Here is a 19,392-nt window from a genome sequence, read left to right on the forward strand (position 1 = left end):
TCTCCTAATTTCCTAGATGGACCCCTTCGGTCAGAATCGCCCGCCCTTCCCTAGGATAAAAGAGGATTTTTCCCGCCCGTAAAATCTTACCGGCTCGATCCATTCTCGGATTTCCCTCCAAATAAATGATTTCCTCTTCCTCCACATACGTAGCATATTCTCCCATCGCTTGGGAACCTTTCGCTTTAATGAGAACGTTCCCTCGTATGACCGTCTCTCCTTTGTCTAAAAAACGTTCGAATTCCTGGGCGGTCATCGTGGTTGTTACCGCTCCCGTTTTGGAGTCCAGAAATTCCATTTTACCGTCGTCGGTAATATGCATGTATTCCTCTTTTCGGAAATAATCCAGGACATGGCCGTACAATATCAGGCGATTTTCCCGATCTTCGATTTTGATATTATTTTTTCCCCGTATCGTGTGCGAATCCGAACCTACGGACTGTAGAATATCGGCAGTGATCTTGAGGTGCTTTCTGAGCACGGTGGAATTTCCTTTTAGAGTGACGATCCTTTCCCCTTTTTCGTCGGAGGAACTCTCCAAACGATCTCCTTTCAGAATAGTGATCACCTTTTCGGTGATTTCCTCCTCGTTTTCGGATTGTCGTTTTTCATACGAGGTCTGAAAGAGTACCGTATTCTGCTCCAAGAGAATCCTGTTGTCGTTCGTGTAGAAGGAAAGTTTTTCCCCGGTCAAATATCGATCTTTGGAAACTAGAAATGGATTCGGATCCGTCGTGATCAGATTTTCCGATTCCTGAAACAATGCCTCTTTGCAGAGGATGGTGACATCGGGATGGGAAATGACGACCCCGCCGGTCAATTTCGTGATCTTGGCACTGAGTTGTCTTTCGATCAATTGGGCGGAAATTACCGTGGTTTTACCGCTTTTATCCTTGAAAAACATTCTAGGCCTTTCCTTGATTACGACGGTTTCGGCGTATTTATCGTAATCTCCGGATCCGGCTCTTAGGGTGGTTCCGTTCTCCTGATCGTCGACTTCCACGCCGTTCTTTAAAAAAGCTTTATATGCGTCTTTGCCCAACACCTCGATTTTGGAGGCGGATAATTTCACCTTTTTGTGCTGGATCCATGCGCCTCCTTCCAGAGTAAAAAAAGTCACCTTAGCTCCCTGGATCTGTTTGTCCTCCTGCGTTAGGGAACTTCCTCCCCAATACGTGGGGAAACTTTCTTTTCTAGCGGGATCGGGTTCCCCGATTCCTAAAATGGGTTTTCTTTCCAAGGAATCCGGGGAAAAAAGCAGAGGCGGCCGAACATGAGAGGATAGAACGTTCGTAAATAATAAAAAAGAAAAACAGAAAAAAGGAAGGGCCCGTTTTACCATGATCGTATCATTGGGCCGTGGAAAGAGGATTGGTGCCGCCTTGGGTAATGGCGGTCGGGTGGAGGATGGTAAACTTGTTCAGATCCTTGTCGGCTCTCAATCCTATCCCGCGGATCCTGGTTCCGTCCGCTTCCACGACCACTTCTTCGTCCGAGGATAGTTTTTTGGTTTCGGTGTTGTACTCCAGGGATTTTGCCAGTAAGGTTCTCCCCTCGTTCGTAACCAGCCGGATATTACCGTTTAATACCATCAGTTTCGTGGAATGATTGATTTCCCCTTTGTCTCCGGTCAGTTTCGATTTGAATTTGCCTTCCTCGAACTGATCGAAGTCTATTTCGTACAATACGGTTTTTCCTTCCCCGACAAAAACGTAGGATTCATCCGCACGTAGTTTCCAATTCAGAATGCCGCTCTGATCGTATTGATCTCTTTCGAAGTTTTTGAACGATACCGTAGCACCGGATTCCTTCTCGTTTTCTACCCTGGTGTATTTCGCTTCCTTCTTTCCGGCCACCAAAAAGAAGGTTACGATTGAAGCGATTCCGAGAACGATTCCGGCGTACATCCGGTATTTTTGCACCGTCTCCGCATCGAGATTTTTTAAGAAGGGCAAACGGAGTTTCACGGCAATACCGAATTTTATTCTAGTTAGATTCGTTTGAATTCAGGATTTCCCTTTTTACGTACCGATCCAAACCGATCAGTTCTTTCAGCAGGGATTTGATTTGGGAGATCGGGTATTGGGTCGTGGCGTCGGACAAAGCCTTTTCCGGATCCGGATGGACTTCCATGAATAGTCCTTCGATTCCTAACGCGACGGCGCTTCTGACGATACTGGGAATGAATTCTCTCTGCCCTCCCGTACTGTTTCCGGCGGCTCCGGGTAATTGTGCGGAATGGGTAGCGTCGAAGATCACGGGTATATCGTATTGGTGCAGAATGGGCACGGTCCTCCCGTCGAAGACCAGATTTCCATATCCGAAAGTGGTTCCTCTCTCGGTGACCATATATTTTTCCGATCCGGATTCCTGTATTTTCGTTTTGATGTGCCTGCAATCTTGCGGAGAAAGAAATTGTCCTTTCTTAACGTTGACCCATTTGCCCGTCTTAGCGGATTCGGAAATCAAATCCGTTTGTCTGCAGAGAAAGGCGGGGATTTGGTAGACATCCAATATATCCTTCAGAGGAGAGATATGCGAGGTCTCGTGAATATCCGTCAACACTGGAACATTATATTTTCCTTTAATGAATTCCAGATGTTTGATACCCTCGGCAAGGCCGGGACCTCTATAGGAATTGACCGAAGAACGGTTCGCTTTATCGAAACTGCTTTTAAAAACGTAAGGAATTCCCAGTTCGGAACAAATTTCGACCATCTCTCCACAGACTCTGTCCAAGAGGTCGCGGTTTTCCATTACGCAAGGACCCGCGATGAGAAAAAAAGGATGATCTCCTCCGATTTTGGTGCCGTCCAAAAAGTCCCGGCTAGTGGCAGTTCGATCGCTCATGACGCCTTCCTAGTTAGTTTGACCGCTGCGCGGATGAATCCGGCGAATAAGGGATGGGGTTTCGTAGGCTTGCCCGTAAATTCCGGATGGAATTGGACTCCTATGAACCAAGGATGATCCGGGATTTCCACGATTTCGATCAGGTTTTCATCGGGAGAAATTCCGGAAAAAACCAACCCCTTTTCTTCGAATGCTTCCCGGTAACGATTCGTAAATTCGAATCTGTGTCTATGCCGTTCGTAAATCAGCTCCTGCTTGTATTCCGTAAAAGCCAGAGTATTTTTACGAATCCTACAAGGATAAGAACCCAAACGCATGGTTCCGCCCATTTGGTCTATGTCCATCTGCTCTTCGATGAGTGAGATCACCGGATCCGGGGAATCCGGTCGGAATTCCGTGGAGTTGGCCTCTTTTAATCCTAAAACGTTTCTTCCGAATTCGATCACGGCGCACTGCATTCCCAGGCATATTCCGAAAAAGGGAATGCCCTTGGTCCTGGCATATTGGATGGCTAGAATTTTACCTTCTATACCGCGATCTCCGAAGCCTCCAGGAACCAAAATACCCTGCACTCCCTTTAAGAGATCCTTTACGTTCGCTTTGTCCACTTTCTCGGGATCCACTTTCACGAACTCCACATTCGCCTCGTTGGCTATCCCTCCGTGGGAAAGACTTTCGTACACGGATCGATATGCGTCGTGTAACGATATATATTTTCCGACTACCGCGATTTGAACCGTATATTTCACGGTTTGGATGCTTTTTATGATCTTTTCCCACTCTGCAAAATTGGAACGCCCCAGTTCCATTCCCAAAGTTTTTAGCACTACCTGGTCCAGCTTTTCTTCCTTGTACATTTTAGGAATTTCATAGATGGAAGTGCTGATATCCGAGGCCGAGATCACGTTCTCTTCCTTAACGTTACAGAAGAGGGAGATTTTCCCTTTCATCTCTTTTCCCATCGGCTGATTGACCCTGCATATCAGGATGTCCGGTTGGATTCCCAAAGCGAGTAATTCCTTTACGGAATGCTGCGTGGGCTTCGTCTTCGCTTCTCCGGCGACGGTAATGGTAGGAACTAAGGTAACGTGGATGAATAGTACGTGCGCCGGACCGTGTTCGTAGCGCATCTGGCGTATGGCTTCCAAAAAAGGAATGGATTCGATATCCCCCACCGTTCCGCCGATTTCTACGATCACGAAATCGGTCGCGTTTTCCCTCGCTAGGGTATAGATTCGGTTCCTGATTTCGTTCGTGATATGAGGTACTACCTGCACCGTCCTTCCGAGGTAATCTCCTTTGCGCTCCCTCTGGATCACGGTATTATAGATTTGGCCCGTAGAAACGGAATTCTTACGAGTAAACTTAGATTTGGTAAAACGCTCGTAATAACCCAGATCCAGGTCCGTTTCGGCTCCGTCTTCGGTTACGTAGACCTCTCCGTGTTGGTACGGGCTCATCGTTCCCGGGTCTATGTTGATGTAGGGATCCATTTTTTGGAGAGAAACCGAATACCCCCTACTTTCGAGAAGGCATCCTAAAGCGGCGGCGGAAACCCCCTTTCCTAAAGAGGAACACACTCCTCCGGTGACGAAAATAAATTTGGTCTTGGACAATTCCCTCTCCTTCCTTGGGGAACAGGGTTTTTCCCGGTTCTGGAAAAACCAACTCCGAATTTCGCGGAATTTTCCCGGAAATCGGAAGACTCGAATTTCTCTTCCGGGCGATTTACGCCCCTCGGATTCTCCGGATAAGATCCGTACTGGAAAATCCGAGAACAAAAGGAAGGATTCGAACCTCCCCGCCTAGATTTTTCACCAAAGGCGCTTCCGGAAGAGTTTCCGGATCGTAATCTCCTCCTTTGGTATGGATATTCGGACGGATTTGGGAAATTAAATTGAGAGGGGTTTCTTCGGAAAACACGGTGATCGTATGTACGAAGGAAAGACAGGAGAGTAAAAGAGCCCGGTCTTCTTCCGAGTTTATCGGTCTCTCCGGGCCTTTAAGTCTGCGAACGGACTCGTTCGAATTCAATCCTACCCAGAGGAAATCTCCCAGTTCGGCGGCTTGCGCCAAATAGGTCAGGTGCCCCTTATGAATCAAATCGAAGACCCCGTTGGTAAAGACGATCCTTCCCGAGGTTCGGATTCGGTTCGCATGTGCGGAGGCTTCCGAAAACGGAACGATCTTTTCCAGGCATGTTTCCAAAAGACTCAAGCGAGGATTCCTCTTTTTTCCAGAGCTTCCTGCAATTCGGAAAGGGAAACAGTTTCCGCACCTAGTTTTCCTACGACGACTCCTGCCGCCACGTTGGAAACCAAAGCCGATTCCAGTTCCGTTAAACCTGCGGCTCGAAATGCGGTATACGCGGAAATAACCGTGTCTCCCGCTCCGGTAACGTCGAATACTTGCTTGGCAACCGTGGGAATATGATAGGTCTTGTCTTCTGCCGCCAAATACAGACTCATTCCTTTTTCCCCTCTCGTAATCATCATAGAAGGCGAACCGAGTCGGACTGCGATTTCCTTTGCCGCAGTTTCTACCTCTTCATTCGTTTCCAGTTTTCTCCCCAGGGCCTTACCGGCTTCGTGATGGTTCGGAGTCAGAATACTGGCCTTTTCGTAGTGGAAAAAATGGGAAACTTGAGGATCCACGGTAACGATCTTTTTTTTCGAAACGGAGAGGGAGATAATATCCCAGATCAATTTCGGAGTGAGGGTTCCCTTATCATAATCCGAGAGCACTACCGCATCCGCCTGGTCTATCCTTTCGGAGAAAGCGCGGAACAATTCCGCTTCCTCCACGCTAGTCAGGGAATGCGTTTCTTCCCGATCGATCCGGCACACCTGTTGGTGACCCGCGATCACCCTGGTTTTCAAGATGGTCGGTACGTTTTCCGAAAGAAGTATTTTATTTCCTTCCGCGTGGGTCTTCTCTTGTGTCAACAATTCCTTTAGAGTGTTTGCGGTTTCGTCGTTTCCGGATCTTCCCAAAACGACGGATGTGACCCCGAAACGGGACAAGTTTTTGATGACGTTCCCCGCCCCTCCCAAGGTTCTTTTTTCCTTCCGGATCCAGACTACGGGAACCGGAGCCTCCGGAGAGATACGATTCACTTCGCCGAAGAGATATTCGTCTAAAATGAGGTCTCCGATAACGATGATTTTCGTCCCGGAAAGACGATTTGCGGCGGTAAGGTAAAGATTCTTTTCTATCGAGTACAATTTTGGACCGGGCTTTTTCGCAAATTCGTTTGCGTTTTCCCTTCAAATGGTTAGGATATTCTTTCGGTGTCAACAACTACAATCCCGATCTTTCCATTGCCGGGCATCATTCTTTTTCCGGGAACTTTTTTGCCTTTGCACATCTTCGAACCTAGATACAGGATGATGCTCGATTATTGTTCCGAGTCGGGAGAAGAGATGGCGGTCGCTCCGATTCGGATGGAGTCCTTGAAAAACAACGATCCTCATCCCGAAATCGAGACCGTATTCGGTTGGGGAACCATCGTTAGAAAGGATCCCCTTCCCGACGGTCGTTCGAATATCTTATTGGAGGGAAAGGGAATCGCAAGGCTCAGCGGATACGAGACTTTGGATCCGTTTCGGATCGGGATCGTGGAAAAAATCCCTCCGGAACGCTCCCGTACCGAAAATGAGATCTTTCGGGATTTATTCGACCGAATCCTTTCGCTGACCAAAAGGATCCTGCTCTCGGAGGGGGCTCAGGAGGAACTCATTCTTAGAATGAACGATCTCTGGGGACATCCTTTTCCGGTGGATTTCATCTCTTCCATATTAAACTTCGATTTTGATAAAAAACAGGAGATTTTGTCCAACTCAGATCCTGTGGAAAAAGCCAAGGTCCTACTTTGGATCGTCGAGGAAATGAATCTGGGAGAATGAGATTCCCAATTTCTCGTTTCCGGACCTATCTTTCGAAACTTATTCCACCACTTTGCTGAACAATCTTCTGGAAAGAACGAAACGTTCCAACCACCATTTGGAATCCACATGGTCGAAGATCACTCCTCTCGTCGAGGATGCGTGGGCGAACTCCTTCGGCGAAAGCACAAGTCCGACGTGAGTGACTTTGGATTGGTTCGGAGACGCCGAAAAAAAGATCAGGTCGCCGGCTCTCATTTCGTCGTGTCCCACCGGAACGCCCAATTTCGACTGCGCGCTCGAAGCTCTCGATACCAATTTTTCCGGAACTCCTATTCGTCCGTCTGTCAAGGCCCTGTACGTGAATCCGGAACAATCCGTTCCGGTCTTAGCCGAAGATCCCCATTTGTAAGGAGTTCCGACCCATTCTCCCGCGACTTTTTTCAGAGTCGAAGCGGAAAGAACATGCCAATCCTCTTTCGCTTCGCTATGCGACGGGATGGGCTCGTTCGGCTCGGGAAGATTCGGAACAAGCGGGGGCTCGGAAACCGGTTCGAATTTCGGTCGGTCTCCGATTACGATTTGGCCTACTTCGTTTAACGAATTTTCTACGGATCTAGCTTTGGCAAGAGGCCCCGCATCTCCTTTTTCGATCTGAGAATGCAATTTTTTTAAATTCGATAAAAGAATATAAGAAGTCCCTTCCAATTTTCCGTCCAGAACGGATTTAAAATCGGATTCCCATCTGGACCAAGGTTCTCTGGAACCTTTAGGGCTGAAGCGGTTTAGGATCCGGGTAGCCAATCGATTCTGGGGAAAGTCCACCAATTTTCCTGCGGCCAAGGCTCTTCCTGCCGCTAAGACGGAAAAACCGGACCAGTTTCTTTCCAAAGCGACATCCAAAAAACGATTTCGTACCTCTTCGGAGATTCTGGCTTGGTTCGTTTCCTTTAGATAAAGAACGATCAGGGGAAAATCTTTTTCCGAAATTTCCCGTTTTGCGGAAACCGGAATCGCATCTTCGGACTCCTCGAAGGAGAAACCGAATTTTCGGGCCGTGTCCATTTTCAGGATCAAATCCGCGACCGTTTCCGGAGATAGACCTTCCAAAACCGCCCAAGGGATCAGGTTTTTCGCGATCTGCAAGACTTCCTTTTCGTTCGCTCTGCGGCCGATTCTTTGGAATACCGCATTTTGGATGAGTAGGCTTTGGCTCTTGGAAAAATCCTGTTTTAGAAGGTCCTGAAACGGATCCGCCGCAAGGGAGATCGGAAAGCTGAGAAACAGAACCGCGAAAACTCCCGGTTTCATCTTACGCCGTGCATCCAAGATTCCAATTTTTTTCGGAAGAGATAAAGAACGAAGGCCGTGCAGCCCGGCACGATCACGAAGAGAAGAAAAAAGTCGGACAGATGCTCTCTTCCGCCCATAGTTCCGGCCAATTCTCCGGCGATCAAATGACCGAAAAAACTGGATAAGAGAAAAATTCCCATCATCATCGACCCTGATTTTGCCGGGGCCAATTTCGTAATTAGGGAAAGACCTACCGGAGAAATAAACAGTTCGCCGAGCGTATGTAATAGGATAGCGAGAATGATCCACCAAGAGGAAAATTTTCCTTGGGTCAAGGAGGTGACTAGACACAAAACTAAAAACCCGGAGGCTAAAGTCACTAGAGCCATGGAAAACTTCACCACGCTTGAAACATGAATCCCGGAAGATTCGAGCTTTTTCCAACCGCTGGATACGACCAAAGAAAACAGAATGACGAAAATCGGATTCAAAGATTGGTAATTCGCCGCCGGGATCGTCCATCCGTACAGATTCCGATCCACGTATCTATCTATGATCAAATTCAAGGAGGAACCCATTTGTTCGAAAGAAGCCCAGAATATGATCGTAATGCCCGAGAACACAAGGATCGCTCGGATCCGATCCCTACCCGCGGTAGAGGAAGTCGACTCCGTTTTTTCTTCTATAGAGTCGCTTACTGCCGCACCCGGCACGAAAGAATTTTTCGGAAGACTAGAGCTCCAGGTTCCGAAAATGAGAAGACCGGTAAGCATTCCCAAAGCGGCCACTCCGAATCCGAAATGCCAACCGTACATTTCCGCAATGTTGGCGCAGGCCCAGGTGCCCAAGACCGCTCCTAGATTGATTCCGAAATAGAATATGGTAAAACCCGAATCTTTCAGATCCGCTTTTCCTTCCAGTTCGTAAATTTTTCCCACGACCGTGGAAATGCATGGTTTAAAAAAACCGTTTCCTAAGATGAGTAGTCCCAGACCCAGAAAAAAAGTTTCGGTCCCGTTTATGGCCAGAGAGAGATGGCCTAACATCATCAGAAGTCCGCCTAAAAAGATGGAAGTCCGATAGCCTAAAAATCGATCCGCAAGAAATCCTCCGAAAATCGGAGTCAAATATACGAGTCCATTGTATATCCCGTAAATTCGATTCGCTTCCTGGTCGGCTAGAAGCCAGGACTTCGTCAAAAAAAGGACCAACAAGGCCCGCATTCCGTAAAAGGAAAATCTCTCCCACATTTCCACGAAGAAAAGTAGAAAGAGTCCTTTAGGATGCCTCAATTTCCTTTGGCTCTGGATTTCCATTGAGGCTCTTGTACTTGTGCTTCAAAATTCGCGTAACGCGCCGCCACGAAAAGATGATCGGAAAGTCGGTTTAAAAACCGTAGGTTTTCGGGATGGATCGGAGATCCACCGTCCTTGGCCTTTACAAGATCCCTTTCCAACTTTCTTGCGATCGTGCGAGCCACATGTAGGAATGCCGCCGCTTGGGATCCTCCGGGAAGAACGAAATGTTTTAAAGGAACTAGGGACGTTTCCCAAGCATCTATTTCCGTTTCCAATTGCAGAATATCTTCCTCTAAAATGCAGGAAGTGCCGTCCTTTTTATGAAAGCCGGCCAATTCGGAACCCAATTCAAAAAGCAAATTTTGGATCCGATCCAGAATCCCTTTTAACTCGGAAGGGGTTTTTAAAAAAGAAACGGCCACACCCAAGACGGAATTCAATTCGTCCGCCGTGCCGTACAAGTCCACCCGGAGGTCACCTTTGGAAACGCGGGTTCCGGAAGCCAAAGAAGTCGTACCGGAATCGCCTTTTTTGGTATAAATCTTCATAAAATTCGAGGATTACGGGACAAAATCCGGGAAGGCTTAGAATTTTCCCTAGCAAAAGAGGAGGGTTTGGGAAAAAAAGTTGCAGTGCTATCGCAAAAAGATATAATGAAAGCACAAATCCCCTTATAGACAGTATCGCCTTTTTCGCTTAGGGTCTTTAGGGGGAGATACAAAAAAAGTCCGTCCCTTCGGAAAAAGAGGGGTGGAAATCGCAGTGGAACCCGGTTGCCTGGGGGGCTCCCTCCCCTCAAAAGAGCCGGAAATATAGGTTCGGACGGATCCGAGCCTCTTCTACAGGGAGGTTGTCGATGATAATCAATCACAACATCAGCGCTCTTCGTACGAATAATGTACTGAAGACAGTCAATCAAGACCAAGACAAAGTTGCGGAGAAACTCTCCACAGGAATGCGCATTAACCGCGCCGGAGACGATGCTCTCGGATTTTCCGTCTCGGAAAGAATGAGAACCCAGATCCGCGGAATTGCTCAGGCGGAACGGAATGTGATGGACGGTGTTTCCTTTATCCAAGTTACGGAAGGAAATCTGGAGCAGGTGAATAATATTCTGCAGAGGCTCCGAGAACTTTCCATCCAAACCTCGAACGGAATCTATTCGGACGAGGATCGGAAGTTGGTCCAGCTGGAAGTGGACCAACTGATCGACGAAGTGGATCGCTTGGGAAAATCCGCGGAGTTCAATAAGATCCGTCCTTTGAGCGGAAACTATTCCAAGGAATCCAAGAATCCGATCCAGTTGCATGTGGGACCGAACCAAAACGAAAGGCTGGAAATTTTCGTAGATGCGATGAATGCGGCAGCTCTCCAATTGGAAAACAACGGTAAGAAGCAGACTTTGTCCACCCCCGCCTCTTCCAACTCCATGATCGGAATCTTGGACAATGCGATCCAGAGGGTTAACAAGCAAAGGTCCGATTTGGGGGCGTACTACAATCGTCTCGAAATCACAGCGGAAGGACTCCAGGCGAATTACATCAATATGGTCGCAGCGGAAAGTAGAGTTCGAGATGCGGATATGGCGGAGCATATCGTGGAATTCACTAAAAATCAGATTTTGACGAAGAGCGGAGTCGCAATGCTCGCGCAAGCGAATATGAGACCGGAGCAAGTAGTCAAGTTGCTTAGCGAAAGATTCGGTTGATTTTTACTAGAACGTTCCGTAGACATTTTCTCTTGCTCGATTTTCGGTAAGGGGAAAGAATTTACAAAACTGAGACGAAGGCCCGCATTCTATGCGGGCATTTTTATAGTTATTGTAAAGGTTCGGGAGGCCGGCGTACCTTAGAATGAATTCCGAGATGGCGAGCATACGATTTTTGGGAGCAGTAGGAACGGTTACGGGTTCCAAATTCCTGTTCCAAGCCTTGGGTAAGAATTTACTCATAGACTGTGGATTGTTCCAGGGAATCAAGGAACTGAGACTTCGAAATTGGGAATCCCTGCCTGCGGAAGCGGCGCATATCGACGCGGTTCTGCTGACACATGGACATCTGGATCATACGGGCTATCTTCCCCGACTGGTAAAATCCGGGTTCTCCGGAGATATTTTCGGAACGGGACCCACGCTTGAAATTGCGGAAATCATCCTGAAGGACAGTGCTAGGTTGCAGGAAGAAGATGCGGAAGCGGCCAATAAGCACGGATATTCCAAACATTCTCCCGCCCTTCCCCTCTACGATTCAGAGGATGTGGAAAAAACGATTTCTTTCTTTAGAAAGCAAACGTTAGGCGTTTCTTTTGAATTGTTTCCCGGAATTCAGGTCCGCTTTTTCTATGCGGGTCATATACTGGGAGCGAGTTCGATCGAGATTCGGGTGAAAAACAAGACTTTCGTGTTTTCCGGGGATTTGGGCAGAAAGGAGGATCCTCTTCTGTTTCCTCCCGAAAAACCGAAACATGCGGACGTTGTTTTGATCGAATCCACGTACGGAAATCGGATTCATTCCGAGGATTCGGAGGGAAAACTAGTTTCTCTGATCAATGAGTTTCATCGTAAAAACGGAACCATCGTCATTCCCAGTTTTGCCGTGGAAAGAACCCAACTCCTCATGTACTTGCTCTGGAAATTACGCACCGAAGAACGGATCCCTTCCCTTCCGATCTACATGGACTCACCTATGGGGCAACATATTCTGGAAGTCTTCCGCAGATCGGGAGAAGGCTGGCACAAACTGAACCAGGATGACTTGGGAAAGATTTGCGAACAGATCCGGATCGTGCAGCGCCCGGACGAATCCAGAAGGATTTCCGCTTTAAAAGGATCGAAGATCGTAATTGCAGGAAGCGGAATGGTCACCGGAGGCAGGGTCTTGACCTATTTGGAGGAAATCTTAAAGGATAAAAATTCTTTGGTTCTTCTCGCGGGATACCAAGCGGAAGGAACCAGAGGAAGACAGCTATGGGAAGGTAAAAAGGAAATCAAAATCCGCGGAAAATGGCATCCTGTCCTTTGCGCCGTCGATATGATCGAAGGTTTTTCGGCCCATGCGGACCAGGGGGAATTGCTGGATTGGTTGTCCGAGCTAAAAGGAACCCAGCCTAAGATTTACGTGGTTCACGGCGAAAAAGACGGAGCCCAAGGTCTGAAGAAAAAGATAGAAACCGAATACTCTTGGACGGTGGAAGTTCCAGGATACAATCAGGTGGAAGGCTTTTCTCTGGAGTAAGAACGATCCGGTTACCGACGGCTTCTCGAGAGTTTGGCAAAAGAACCCTCCCGTCGGTAACCGTTGCAGAGGATTTAGAACTTATCCGCCTGCTCTTTGTACTTCGCGGATTCCAGGCTTACATGATCGGCGAGTTGTTTGTACTTCTTCCTTTCGGAATCTTCCGAAGTAGATTTTCCGCCCCGATTCAAATTGCTCATGGCTTTGTATTTTTCGGCCAATTCCTTTTGGTCTTGGGCTTTTCTCAGAAAATAGTCTTTCGCAATTTTCTTTAACTCGGGGGTCGTAGCTTCGGCGATCAAAAGTTTTTCAAGCTCGCTGAAGGCGTGAATGTTGACCAACGGAAGGATAGTCAACATCAGAGTTGCAACTAACAGTTTTTTCATTTTGTCTCCAATGGCGGCGGATTGATTCCAATTCGTTTTTCTTGGCCCGCCTTTGCATATTCTAGAAGTCGGAAGCTGTATTAGCAAGATGAAAATTGAAAAACGTGCACATTCCTTTTCCATGTCTATTTTTTAAGCAGCTATACATTCGAATCTTCTCCTTATCTCTTGCGTTTTGTTTTTTCCGGCGCTGACTCGCGGACAAGGGGAAGGTCAGAATTTTCTTTCTTAGCCGGAGTCGATCGTCCGAACCTTCCCTCCTTCCAGAGCAGGTAGATTGGGGGATAGACAAGCAGTTCTAAAAGGAAGCTGGTTACCAAGCCGCCTACCATAGGAGCAGCGATCCGTTTCATTACGTCGGAACCGGTTCCGTCAGACCACATGATAGGCAAAAGTCCCATCATGGCGGCAAGTACGGTCATGATTTTCGGACGTACTCTATGAACGGCTCCGTGGATCACGGCCTGTATGCGATCTTCCTTGGTCAAAAAGCCTTTGTTACGTTCCGCGCTCTCGTACGAGAGATCCAGATATAGGAGCATAAAGACTCCCGTCTCCGCATCCAGTCCCATTAAGGCGATCATTCCTACCCAAACCGCGACCGATACCTGGTAATCCAATATGTACAAAAGCCATACGGCCCCGATCAATGAAAACGGCACGGCCAATAGGACGATGAAAGTCTTGGCGTAGGACTTCGTGTTCAGGTAAATCAAAAGGAAGATCACGAACAGAGTCAGAGGCAGGATGTACTTCATTCTCTCCCTGACACGGAGCATATTCTCGTACTGACCGCTCCAAACTATGGAATATCCCGCCGGTACGGAAATTTTTTCCGCCACCGTTCGTTTGGCCTTATCCACAAAGCCTCCGATATCGGAGGTGGAAGTATCTAAATAGACGTATCCCGCCAAAAAACCGTTTTCGTCTCGGATCATGGACGGCCCGGTCTTTGTCGTGACGTCCGCGATTTCTCCGACGGGGATATGACCGAATTCTTTGGTCGGGACCAAAATAGATCGGATCTTATCGATCGAGTCTCTTAATTCCCTGGGATAACGGACATTGACCGAGAATCGTTCCCTTCCTTCTACGGTTTGGGTCACAGGTTCCCCTCCGATCGCGGCTACGACGATCTGTTGGGCCGAGTCGACCGAAATATTATATCTTGCAAGCTTGTCCCGTCGAAGTTGGATATCCAAAAAATATCCCCCCGCAGTCCGTTCGGCAAATACGCTTCGTACGTCCTTTTCGGTTCTCAAAACGGATTCTATCTGCACTCCGATTTTTTCGATCTCCACCAAGGAAGAACCTAGGATTTTGATTCCGATGGGGGTTCTCATTCCGGTACTGAGCATGTCGATTCTCGTCTTGATCGGCATGGTCCACGCGTTCGTCGCGCCCGGAAATTGCATCTCGCGATTCATCAGATCGACGAGTTCATCCTTGCTGAGTTTCGGGTTTATGAATAAACGAAAAGGAACTTGGAGCGGTTTCGGCCATCCGGAATAGAAGCGGTTTCCTTCCCTCCATTCATCCTTGGATTTGAGAAGAATCACGGTCTCCATCATGGAAAAAGGAGCAGGGTCCGTCGCGGTATCCGATCTGCCCGCTTTACCGAATACGCTTTTGACTTCCGGAAACGATTTGAGTTTGCGATCCATCGCTACTAATAGCTTTTCCGCTTCAGCGACCGATATCCCGGGAAGAGTCGTAGGCATGTACAGCAAGGATTCCTCATATAATTGAGGCATGAATTCGGATCCCAAACCGAAATAAACTGGGACGCTGACTAAGACCGCTAAAATTGCGGAAGCGATCGTTGTCTTGGGTCGATTCAGAACCCAACGACACGCAGGTTCGTACAGTCGAAACAAAACCCTACTGACCGGATGTTTTTCCTCCGGATAATATTTTCCGACCAAGAGCGTGCTGGCGATTTTGGAAAGAATCGCACTTTTAAATCGGAAAGGTTCCATTCTGGTAAAAATCATTCGGAAGGCGGGATCCAAGGTGATTGCAAGGATTGCGGCGACCGCCATCGCGATATTTTTGGAATAAGCGAGAGGTCTGAAAAGTCGTCCTTCCTGATCGACGAGCGTGAAAATCGGAAAGAAGGCGACCGCAATGACCAAAAGAGAAAAGAAAACGGAAGGACCTACTTCCAGCAGAGCTTCCAACCGGACCAGATGGTAATCCCCCTTCCTTCCGCCCGATTCCCATTCCTCCAATTTCTTATACGCGTTCTCCACCTCCACGATCGCTCCGTCCACCAACACTCCGATGGAGATCGCCATTCCCGCCAAGGACATGATATTCGCATTGATATCCATCAGATTCATGGGAATGAACGCGATGATTACCGAAATAGGAATGGTCAAAATAGGAATGATCGCGGAGGGAAAATGCCATAAAAATAATAGGATGACCAACGAGACGATCAGCATTTCCTCCACGAGTTTGAATTTTAGGTTGGAAATGGCGTGCTCGATCAGTTCGGACCGGTCGTACGTGGTTACGATTTCCGTTCCGGACGGAAGACTCTTCTTAAGTTCTTCCAGTTTCGTTTTCACTCTTTCGATCACCGAGAGCGCGTTTTCCCCGTGTCGCATGACAATCGTCCCGCCGACCACATCCCCTTCTCCATTCAAATCGGCGATCCCACGACGGATATCGGGACCGAATTGTACGGAGGCGACGTTCCTGAGTAGGATCGGTGTGCCGTTTACGTCCGTCGCTAACGGAATGTTCTCTATATCCGCCAAGGACGTAAGGTAACCCCTTCCCCGGACCATATATTCCGCTCCGGAAATTTCCAAAAGGCGACCGCCCGTTTCCTGGTTACTCTCCTTGATCCTCTGGACGAGAGTTTCGAATCCTACATTATAGGATCTTAAAGCGTTAGGGTGCACCGTGATTTGGTACTGCTTTTTAAATCCGCCGATTCCGGCTACTTCCGAGACTCCGGGGACGGAATTCAATAAATATCTGAGGTGAAAATCCTGGTAGGTTCGAAGGTCCGCCAAAGATTGACTTCCTGTCGTGTCCACCAAAGCATACTGAAACACCCAGCCCACCGCACTTGCATCCGGTCCGAGTTCCGTTTTTACCCCTTGCGGAAGCTGGGCTTGGATCCGGGAAAGGTATTCCAGAACCCTGGACCGGGCCCAGTAAATGTCCGTTCCGTCCTGAAAGATCACATATACGTAAGAAAAGCCGAAATCCGAAAAACCTCGCACTACCTTGATTTTGGGTGCACCCAATAGCGCGGTAACGATGGGATACGTTACCTGGTCCTCGATGATGTCGGGGCTTCTGTCCCACCTGGAGTATACGATCACTTGCGTATCCGAAAGATCGGGGATCGCGTCCAATGGAATAGTTTTCATGGAAACGTAGGAAGCAACGAGAAGCGCCAGCGTGAACAATAATATTAAAAATTTATTATTTGCGGAAAATCGAATTATATTGCGGATCATTTTTTTCTCCGGATCAATGCTTATGTTCGCCCGAATCGCCTAGACGAATTCTCGCCTCGGAATCGATTAAAAAAGTGGATTCGATCACGACCGTCTCCCCTTCCGCCAATCCCGAAAGAACTTCCGTCCAATTCTCTATCGATTTTCCCGTTCGAATTTCCACCCCTTTGAATCGGTCGGGTCCCGTGCGGACGTACGCCAACTTTCTCGTTCCCGTATCCAAGATCGCGGAAGTAGGGACGCTCAAGACCGCGGAAAAGGACACTTCTATGCTTCCGTTTCCGAACATTTGCGGTTTCAAAAGTTGTTTGGGATCCGACACTTCGCTTCGAAGTCTGAGCGTTCTGTTATTCTTATCCAGAATCGTATCTATGCTTTTGATTTTTCCTTCGAATTCGACGTTAGGATATACGTCCGTTTTGAAGTGAAACGGAAGTCCAGCCTTTGCACTGGAAAGATCCGATTCGTAAATTTGAGAATAGATATGTGCCTTTCCTCCCTTTCCGCCTAGAATCAATTCGGACGGATCCCTTTGACCGGAAGTCCAGACTCTGATCTGTTCCGTCGACAAACCCAATTGTCTTAAACGTAGCTGTAGGTTCGTGATCGTAATCGAAGACCCCGTTTCGGGAAAGAGCTCGGACGATCTAAGAGCCGCCTTGTATTCCGTCAAGGCCGCATACAAATCCGGATCGTAGGCCACGTTGGAATATAGGTTTATCTTTTTGATAAGATTCCGTCGTAATACCTTGTCCGTTTTGATTCCGATGGATCTTTGTTTCTCTTCGGAAAGAAAAAATTCGTTCGCGGACTGCTCGGACGGATTTCCCGTTTCCGAGTCGGGAGAGCGTTCCGCATCTTTCTTCTGGTTTGATTCCGCCGCACCCTTTTTGACCAGATCCATTCCGCAAATCGGGCAGGTTCCGGGACGATCGCTCGTATAGGTGGGATGCATGGGGCAATAATAGGTCTCCTTTTTTTTGGCGCAAAAAATCGTCGAGACGAGGAGCGCGCAGAGCATCGTTCGGAAAAGAAAGCCTTTCGTTTGCCCAAATAGGTCGGAGATAGATCTGTTATTCTTCGGTGGATGGAAAGCGTTCATCGTATGTAAATTCCCCTGTTGGTCATCCGTGTTTTTCATGGCTCGGGATCTTCGGTTCTCGGTAGATCAGACTTAAAAGTTTGAGAAGATTTAGAACGGTCTCGTTTTTGCGTTCCTTCAAATCCTCCAATCGAATTCTGGTATTCCAGACCTCCACCTGTGAAACCAAGGTATCCTGCAGGTTAGCCTTTCCCGGAGCGTACAAAGAGGATCCTGCACGGACGACTCTTTCCATTTCCGGAAGTAATTTTTTTTCGATGATCTGGATCTGGTTGGAGGTTCCGCGGATCAATTCCATATTTCGGGTGATTTCCGAGACCAGTTGGGAGCGGGTTTTATTCACGGAGTCCTTTCCCACTTCCGCTAGATGTTCCGTTTCTCCCGTGATGGAATTCCATTTTAAAGCGGACCAGACCGGAACCCTCATATTTACGCCTACGCTGAAAAGATCGCCTCTATATTCCGTCGTATCCATGAGTCCGTAATTCAAAGGCCCGGTATCGGCTGCAAAGGTCTGGGACCTTCTTTTCATATAAGAGAAGAAGACTTCCGTTTGGGGAGCCAGGGAATACTTCGTCAGCTTGGATTGTTCTTTGAGTCTTTTTTCCTCCTCTATCAGAATTTTATAATCCGGAGTTTCTTCCGCCGCCGATTTTCCGGATCCGGTGATCTCTCCCAATCTACGTACGCTTTCTTCCAAGTAGGATTCCAAGTCGATTCCGTAAAAATCGTTCGATGAAATCCGATTTTCGATCCGGTAATATTCCAATTGGGAAGTGAGATCCTTAAGAAGAGTATTATATTCCTCCTGCTTTTCGAGTGCTTCCGTCCTTGCTACGGAAACCTTCAGCGCTCCCGTCAAAGGGACGACTCCGGAGGAATACGCTCCTTCCAAAACCGATTTTTGGACTCCTAGAAGTTCCAGAATTCTGGAATTAAATTCCTTCTTCCTCTCCGCCCTTTTGTAACGATTCAGACGGATAAAAAAATCTCCGAGCATCCGGTTGACTCCGACCTGATACCCCAGGCCGGCTTCGGCTTCCATAATCTTCGAAATCCGTTTCTCCGTTCCTAGTTTTCCCGGAAAAGGAAACTCCTGGGAAACGGAGAACTCGATTCCGGTCATAGTGGGAGTGTCTAAGGCCCGATTTCCGTTTAAAGAATAGCCGTTTCGAGTCGGATAATTTCGATAAGCAAAACCGATTTTCGGATCGGGCAAGATGCCGGACGCTTCCGAATGCGATTTGTGCGCGTGCGACACCCCTGCGAGAGTCTTCGCTTCAGGATGCTCCGTCGCCAGAATCTCCAGAATGTCCTCCAACTTTTTGTTCTCTCCGAAGACGGAAAAAGAGAGAAAGAATAGAAACGATATAAAAAGAATGCGTAGTACGCTCATAAAATCCTCCGAAATCAAAAAGGGGAAATTTAGAAGCGCGGGATTAAATTAGAAAAACTTGTAGAAAGCTGTACGTACGGATTTTGGAAAAGGAACCGTTCCGGTCGGCGAGAACACGACGGAAAGAGGGAGTCTCTAATTTAGTTTGCAAAGGAAGGAAGAACGGAATCGAAACGATTTCCATCTTTAACTTGTCCAAGGAAACTCTCAAAATCGAGTCTTCCGAGGAAGCAGTAAAATCCTTTTGGCAACAATCTCCGGATTCCGATTCAGAGGATTCTCTCTGAGAAGATCGGTCCGCATGGCAGGGGGGTACGTCCGCTTCCGATTGTGCCACCGTTTGGAAACGGTTCTGAGGATTGTCTATCGGGCAAATTCCGAACAGACTTGCCAAGGAAGCGCAGGAAACCTGTAGCAAAAAGCCCAGGAGTAAAATTCCGGCCACTTTCTTGGAAGAATTCATCTGATTTA

General features: G+C 47.9%; 17 protein-coding genes. 3 read left to right on the forward strand and 14 right to left on the reverse strand.

The window, feature by feature from the left end; translation table 11 throughout:
- Positions 1 to 4 precede the first annotated feature (4 nt).
- From EHO61_RS08480 to rfaE1, 6 genes are all read right to left on the reverse strand, one after another.
- Positions 5 to 1,342: a hypothetical protein gene (locus EHO61_RS08480; protein WP_135813199.1), complete on the reverse strand. Its 1,338-nt coding sequence runs from the start codon at positions 1,340 to 1,342 to the stop codon at positions 5 to 7.
- Between the two features lie 7 nt (positions 1,343 to 1,349).
- On the reverse strand, positions 1,350 to 1,907 hold the full coding sequence (gene lptC, locus EHO61_RS08485; protein ID WP_135813267.1) for an LPS export ABC transporter periplasmic protein LptC: 558 nt from the start codon (positions 1,905 to 1,907) through the stop codon (positions 1,350 to 1,352).
- 79 nt (positions 1,908 to 1,986) lie between these two features.
- Positions 1,987 to 2,850 (reverse strand): 3-deoxy-8-phosphooctulonate synthase, encoded by an 864-nt coding sequence (gene kdsA, locus EHO61_RS08490; RefSeq protein WP_135813200.1) that lies wholly within the window; start codon positions 2,848 to 2,850, stop codon positions 1,987 to 1,989.
- Entirely contained in the window at positions 2,847 to 4,466 is a 1,620-nt protein-coding gene (locus EHO61_RS08495) for a CTP synthase (RefSeq protein WP_135813201.1), read from the reverse strand. The genes kdsA and EHO61_RS08495 overlap by 4 nt, the downstream gene beginning before the upstream one ends.
- Before the next feature lie 112 nt (positions 4,467 to 4,578).
- Positions 4,579 to 5,067: a D-glycero-beta-D-manno-heptose 1-phosphate adenylyltransferase gene (gene rfaE2 / locus EHO61_RS08500; protein ID WP_246032053.1), complete on the reverse strand. Its 489-nt coding sequence runs from the start codon at positions 5,065 to 5,067 to the stop codon at positions 4,579 to 4,581.
- Positions 5,064 to 6,074 carry a D-glycero-beta-D-manno-heptose-7-phosphate kinase gene (gene rfaE1 / locus EHO61_RS08505; RefSeq protein WP_135813202.1) on the reverse strand — a complete coding sequence of 337 codons (1,011 nt, stop codon included), beginning with the start codon at positions 6,072 to 6,074 and terminating at the stop codon, positions 5,064 to 5,066. Before rfaE1 ends, rfaE2 begins: the two co-directional genes overlap by 4 nt.
- Before the next feature lie 57 nt (positions 6,075 to 6,131).
- Between rfaE1 and EHO61_RS08510 the strand changes: the two genes are divergently transcribed.
- Positions 6,132 to 6,755, forward strand: a complete 624-nt coding sequence (locus EHO61_RS08510) for an LON peptidase substrate-binding domain-containing protein (RefSeq protein ID WP_210415326.1) — start codon at positions 6,132 to 6,134, stop codon at positions 6,753 to 6,755.
- Positions 6,756 to 6,794: 39 nt separating this feature from the next.
- Here EHO61_RS08510 and EHO61_RS08515 read toward each other — a convergent pair whose 3' ends face one another.
- Genes EHO61_RS08515 through EHO61_RS08525 form a run of 3 tightly spaced genes read right to left on the reverse strand, consistent with a single transcriptional unit; the run spans position 6,795 to position 9,873 of the window.
- Positions 6,795 to 8,045: a C40 family peptidase gene (locus EHO61_RS08515; protein ID WP_135813204.1), complete on the reverse strand. Its 1,251-nt coding sequence runs from the start codon at positions 8,043 to 8,045 to the stop codon at positions 6,795 to 6,797.
- Entirely contained in the window at positions 8,042 to 9,343 is a 1,302-nt protein-coding gene (locus EHO61_RS08520) for a peptide MFS transporter (protein WP_135813205.1), read from the reverse strand. The genes EHO61_RS08515 and EHO61_RS08520 overlap by 4 nt, the downstream gene beginning before the upstream one ends.
- The gene (locus EHO61_RS08525) at positions 9,316 to 9,873 is read right to left on the reverse strand and encodes a cob(I)yrinic acid a,c-diamide adenosyltransferase (RefSeq protein WP_135813206.1); all 558 of its coding nucleotides are present in this window, start codon (positions 9,871 to 9,873) and stop codon (positions 9,316 to 9,318) included. Before EHO61_RS08525 ends, EHO61_RS08520 begins: the two co-directional genes overlap by 28 nt.
- Before the next feature lie 308 nt (positions 9,874 to 10,181).
- Between EHO61_RS08525 and EHO61_RS08530 the strand changes: the two genes are divergently transcribed.
- Both EHO61_RS08530 and EHO61_RS08535 read left to right on the forward strand, forming a co-directional pair.
- Positions 10,182 to 11,033 carry a flagellin N-terminal helical domain-containing protein gene (locus tag EHO61_RS08530; protein WP_135813207.1) on the forward strand — a complete coding sequence of 284 codons (852 nt, stop codon included), beginning with the start codon at positions 10,182 to 10,184 and terminating at the stop codon, positions 11,031 to 11,033.
- Positions 11,034 to 11,178: 145 nt separating this feature from the next.
- Positions 11,179 to 12,558, forward strand: coding sequence for an MBL fold metallo-hydrolase RNA specificity domain-containing protein (locus EHO61_RS08535; RefSeq protein ID WP_135813208.1), 1,380 nt, complete (start codon positions 11,179 to 11,181; stop codon positions 12,556 to 12,558).
- Between the two features lie 74 nt (positions 12,559 to 12,632).
- Here the strand turns inward: EHO61_RS08535 and EHO61_RS08540 are convergent, their stop codons facing one another.
- The 5 genes from EHO61_RS08540 to EHO61_RS08560 all read right to left on the reverse strand — a co-directional run bounded on the left by EHO61_RS08540 (position 12,633) and on the right by EHO61_RS08560 (position 19,384).
- Positions 12,633 to 12,944: a hypothetical protein gene (locus EHO61_RS08540; RefSeq protein ID WP_135813209.1), complete on the reverse strand. Its 312-nt coding sequence runs from the start codon at positions 12,942 to 12,944 to the stop codon at positions 12,633 to 12,635.
- 161 nt (positions 12,945 to 13,105) lie between these two features.
- Positions 13,106 to 16,423 (reverse strand): efflux RND transporter permease subunit, encoded by a 3,318-nt coding sequence (locus EHO61_RS08545; protein ID WP_135813210.1) that lies wholly within the window; start codon positions 16,421 to 16,423, stop codon positions 13,106 to 13,108.
- A gap of 13 nt (positions 16,424 to 16,436) precedes the next feature.
- Positions 16,437 to 17,444 carry a heavy metal-binding domain-containing protein gene (locus tag EHO61_RS08550; RefSeq protein ID WP_135813269.1) on the reverse strand — a complete coding sequence of 336 codons (1,008 nt, stop codon included), beginning with the start codon at positions 17,442 to 17,444 and terminating at the stop codon, positions 16,437 to 16,439.
- Between the two features lie 103 nt (positions 17,445 to 17,547).
- Positions 17,548 to 18,921 carry a TolC family protein gene (locus EHO61_RS08555; RefSeq protein ID WP_135813211.1) on the reverse strand — a complete coding sequence of 458 codons (1,374 nt, stop codon included), beginning with the start codon at positions 18,919 to 18,921 and terminating at the stop codon, positions 17,548 to 17,550.
- A 43-nt stretch (positions 18,922 to 18,964) separates the two neighbouring features.
- Positions 18,965 to 19,384: a hypothetical protein gene (locus EHO61_RS08560; RefSeq protein WP_135813212.1), complete on the reverse strand. Its 420-nt coding sequence runs from the start codon at positions 19,382 to 19,384 to the stop codon at positions 18,965 to 18,967.
- Positions 19,385 to 19,392: the final 8 nt, after the last annotated feature.

It is taken from the genome of Leptospira fluminis (genome assembly GCF_004771275.1).
Taxonomy (GTDB): Bacteria; Spirochaetota; Leptospiria; order Leptospirales; family Leptospiraceae; genus Leptospira_B; species Leptospira_B fluminis.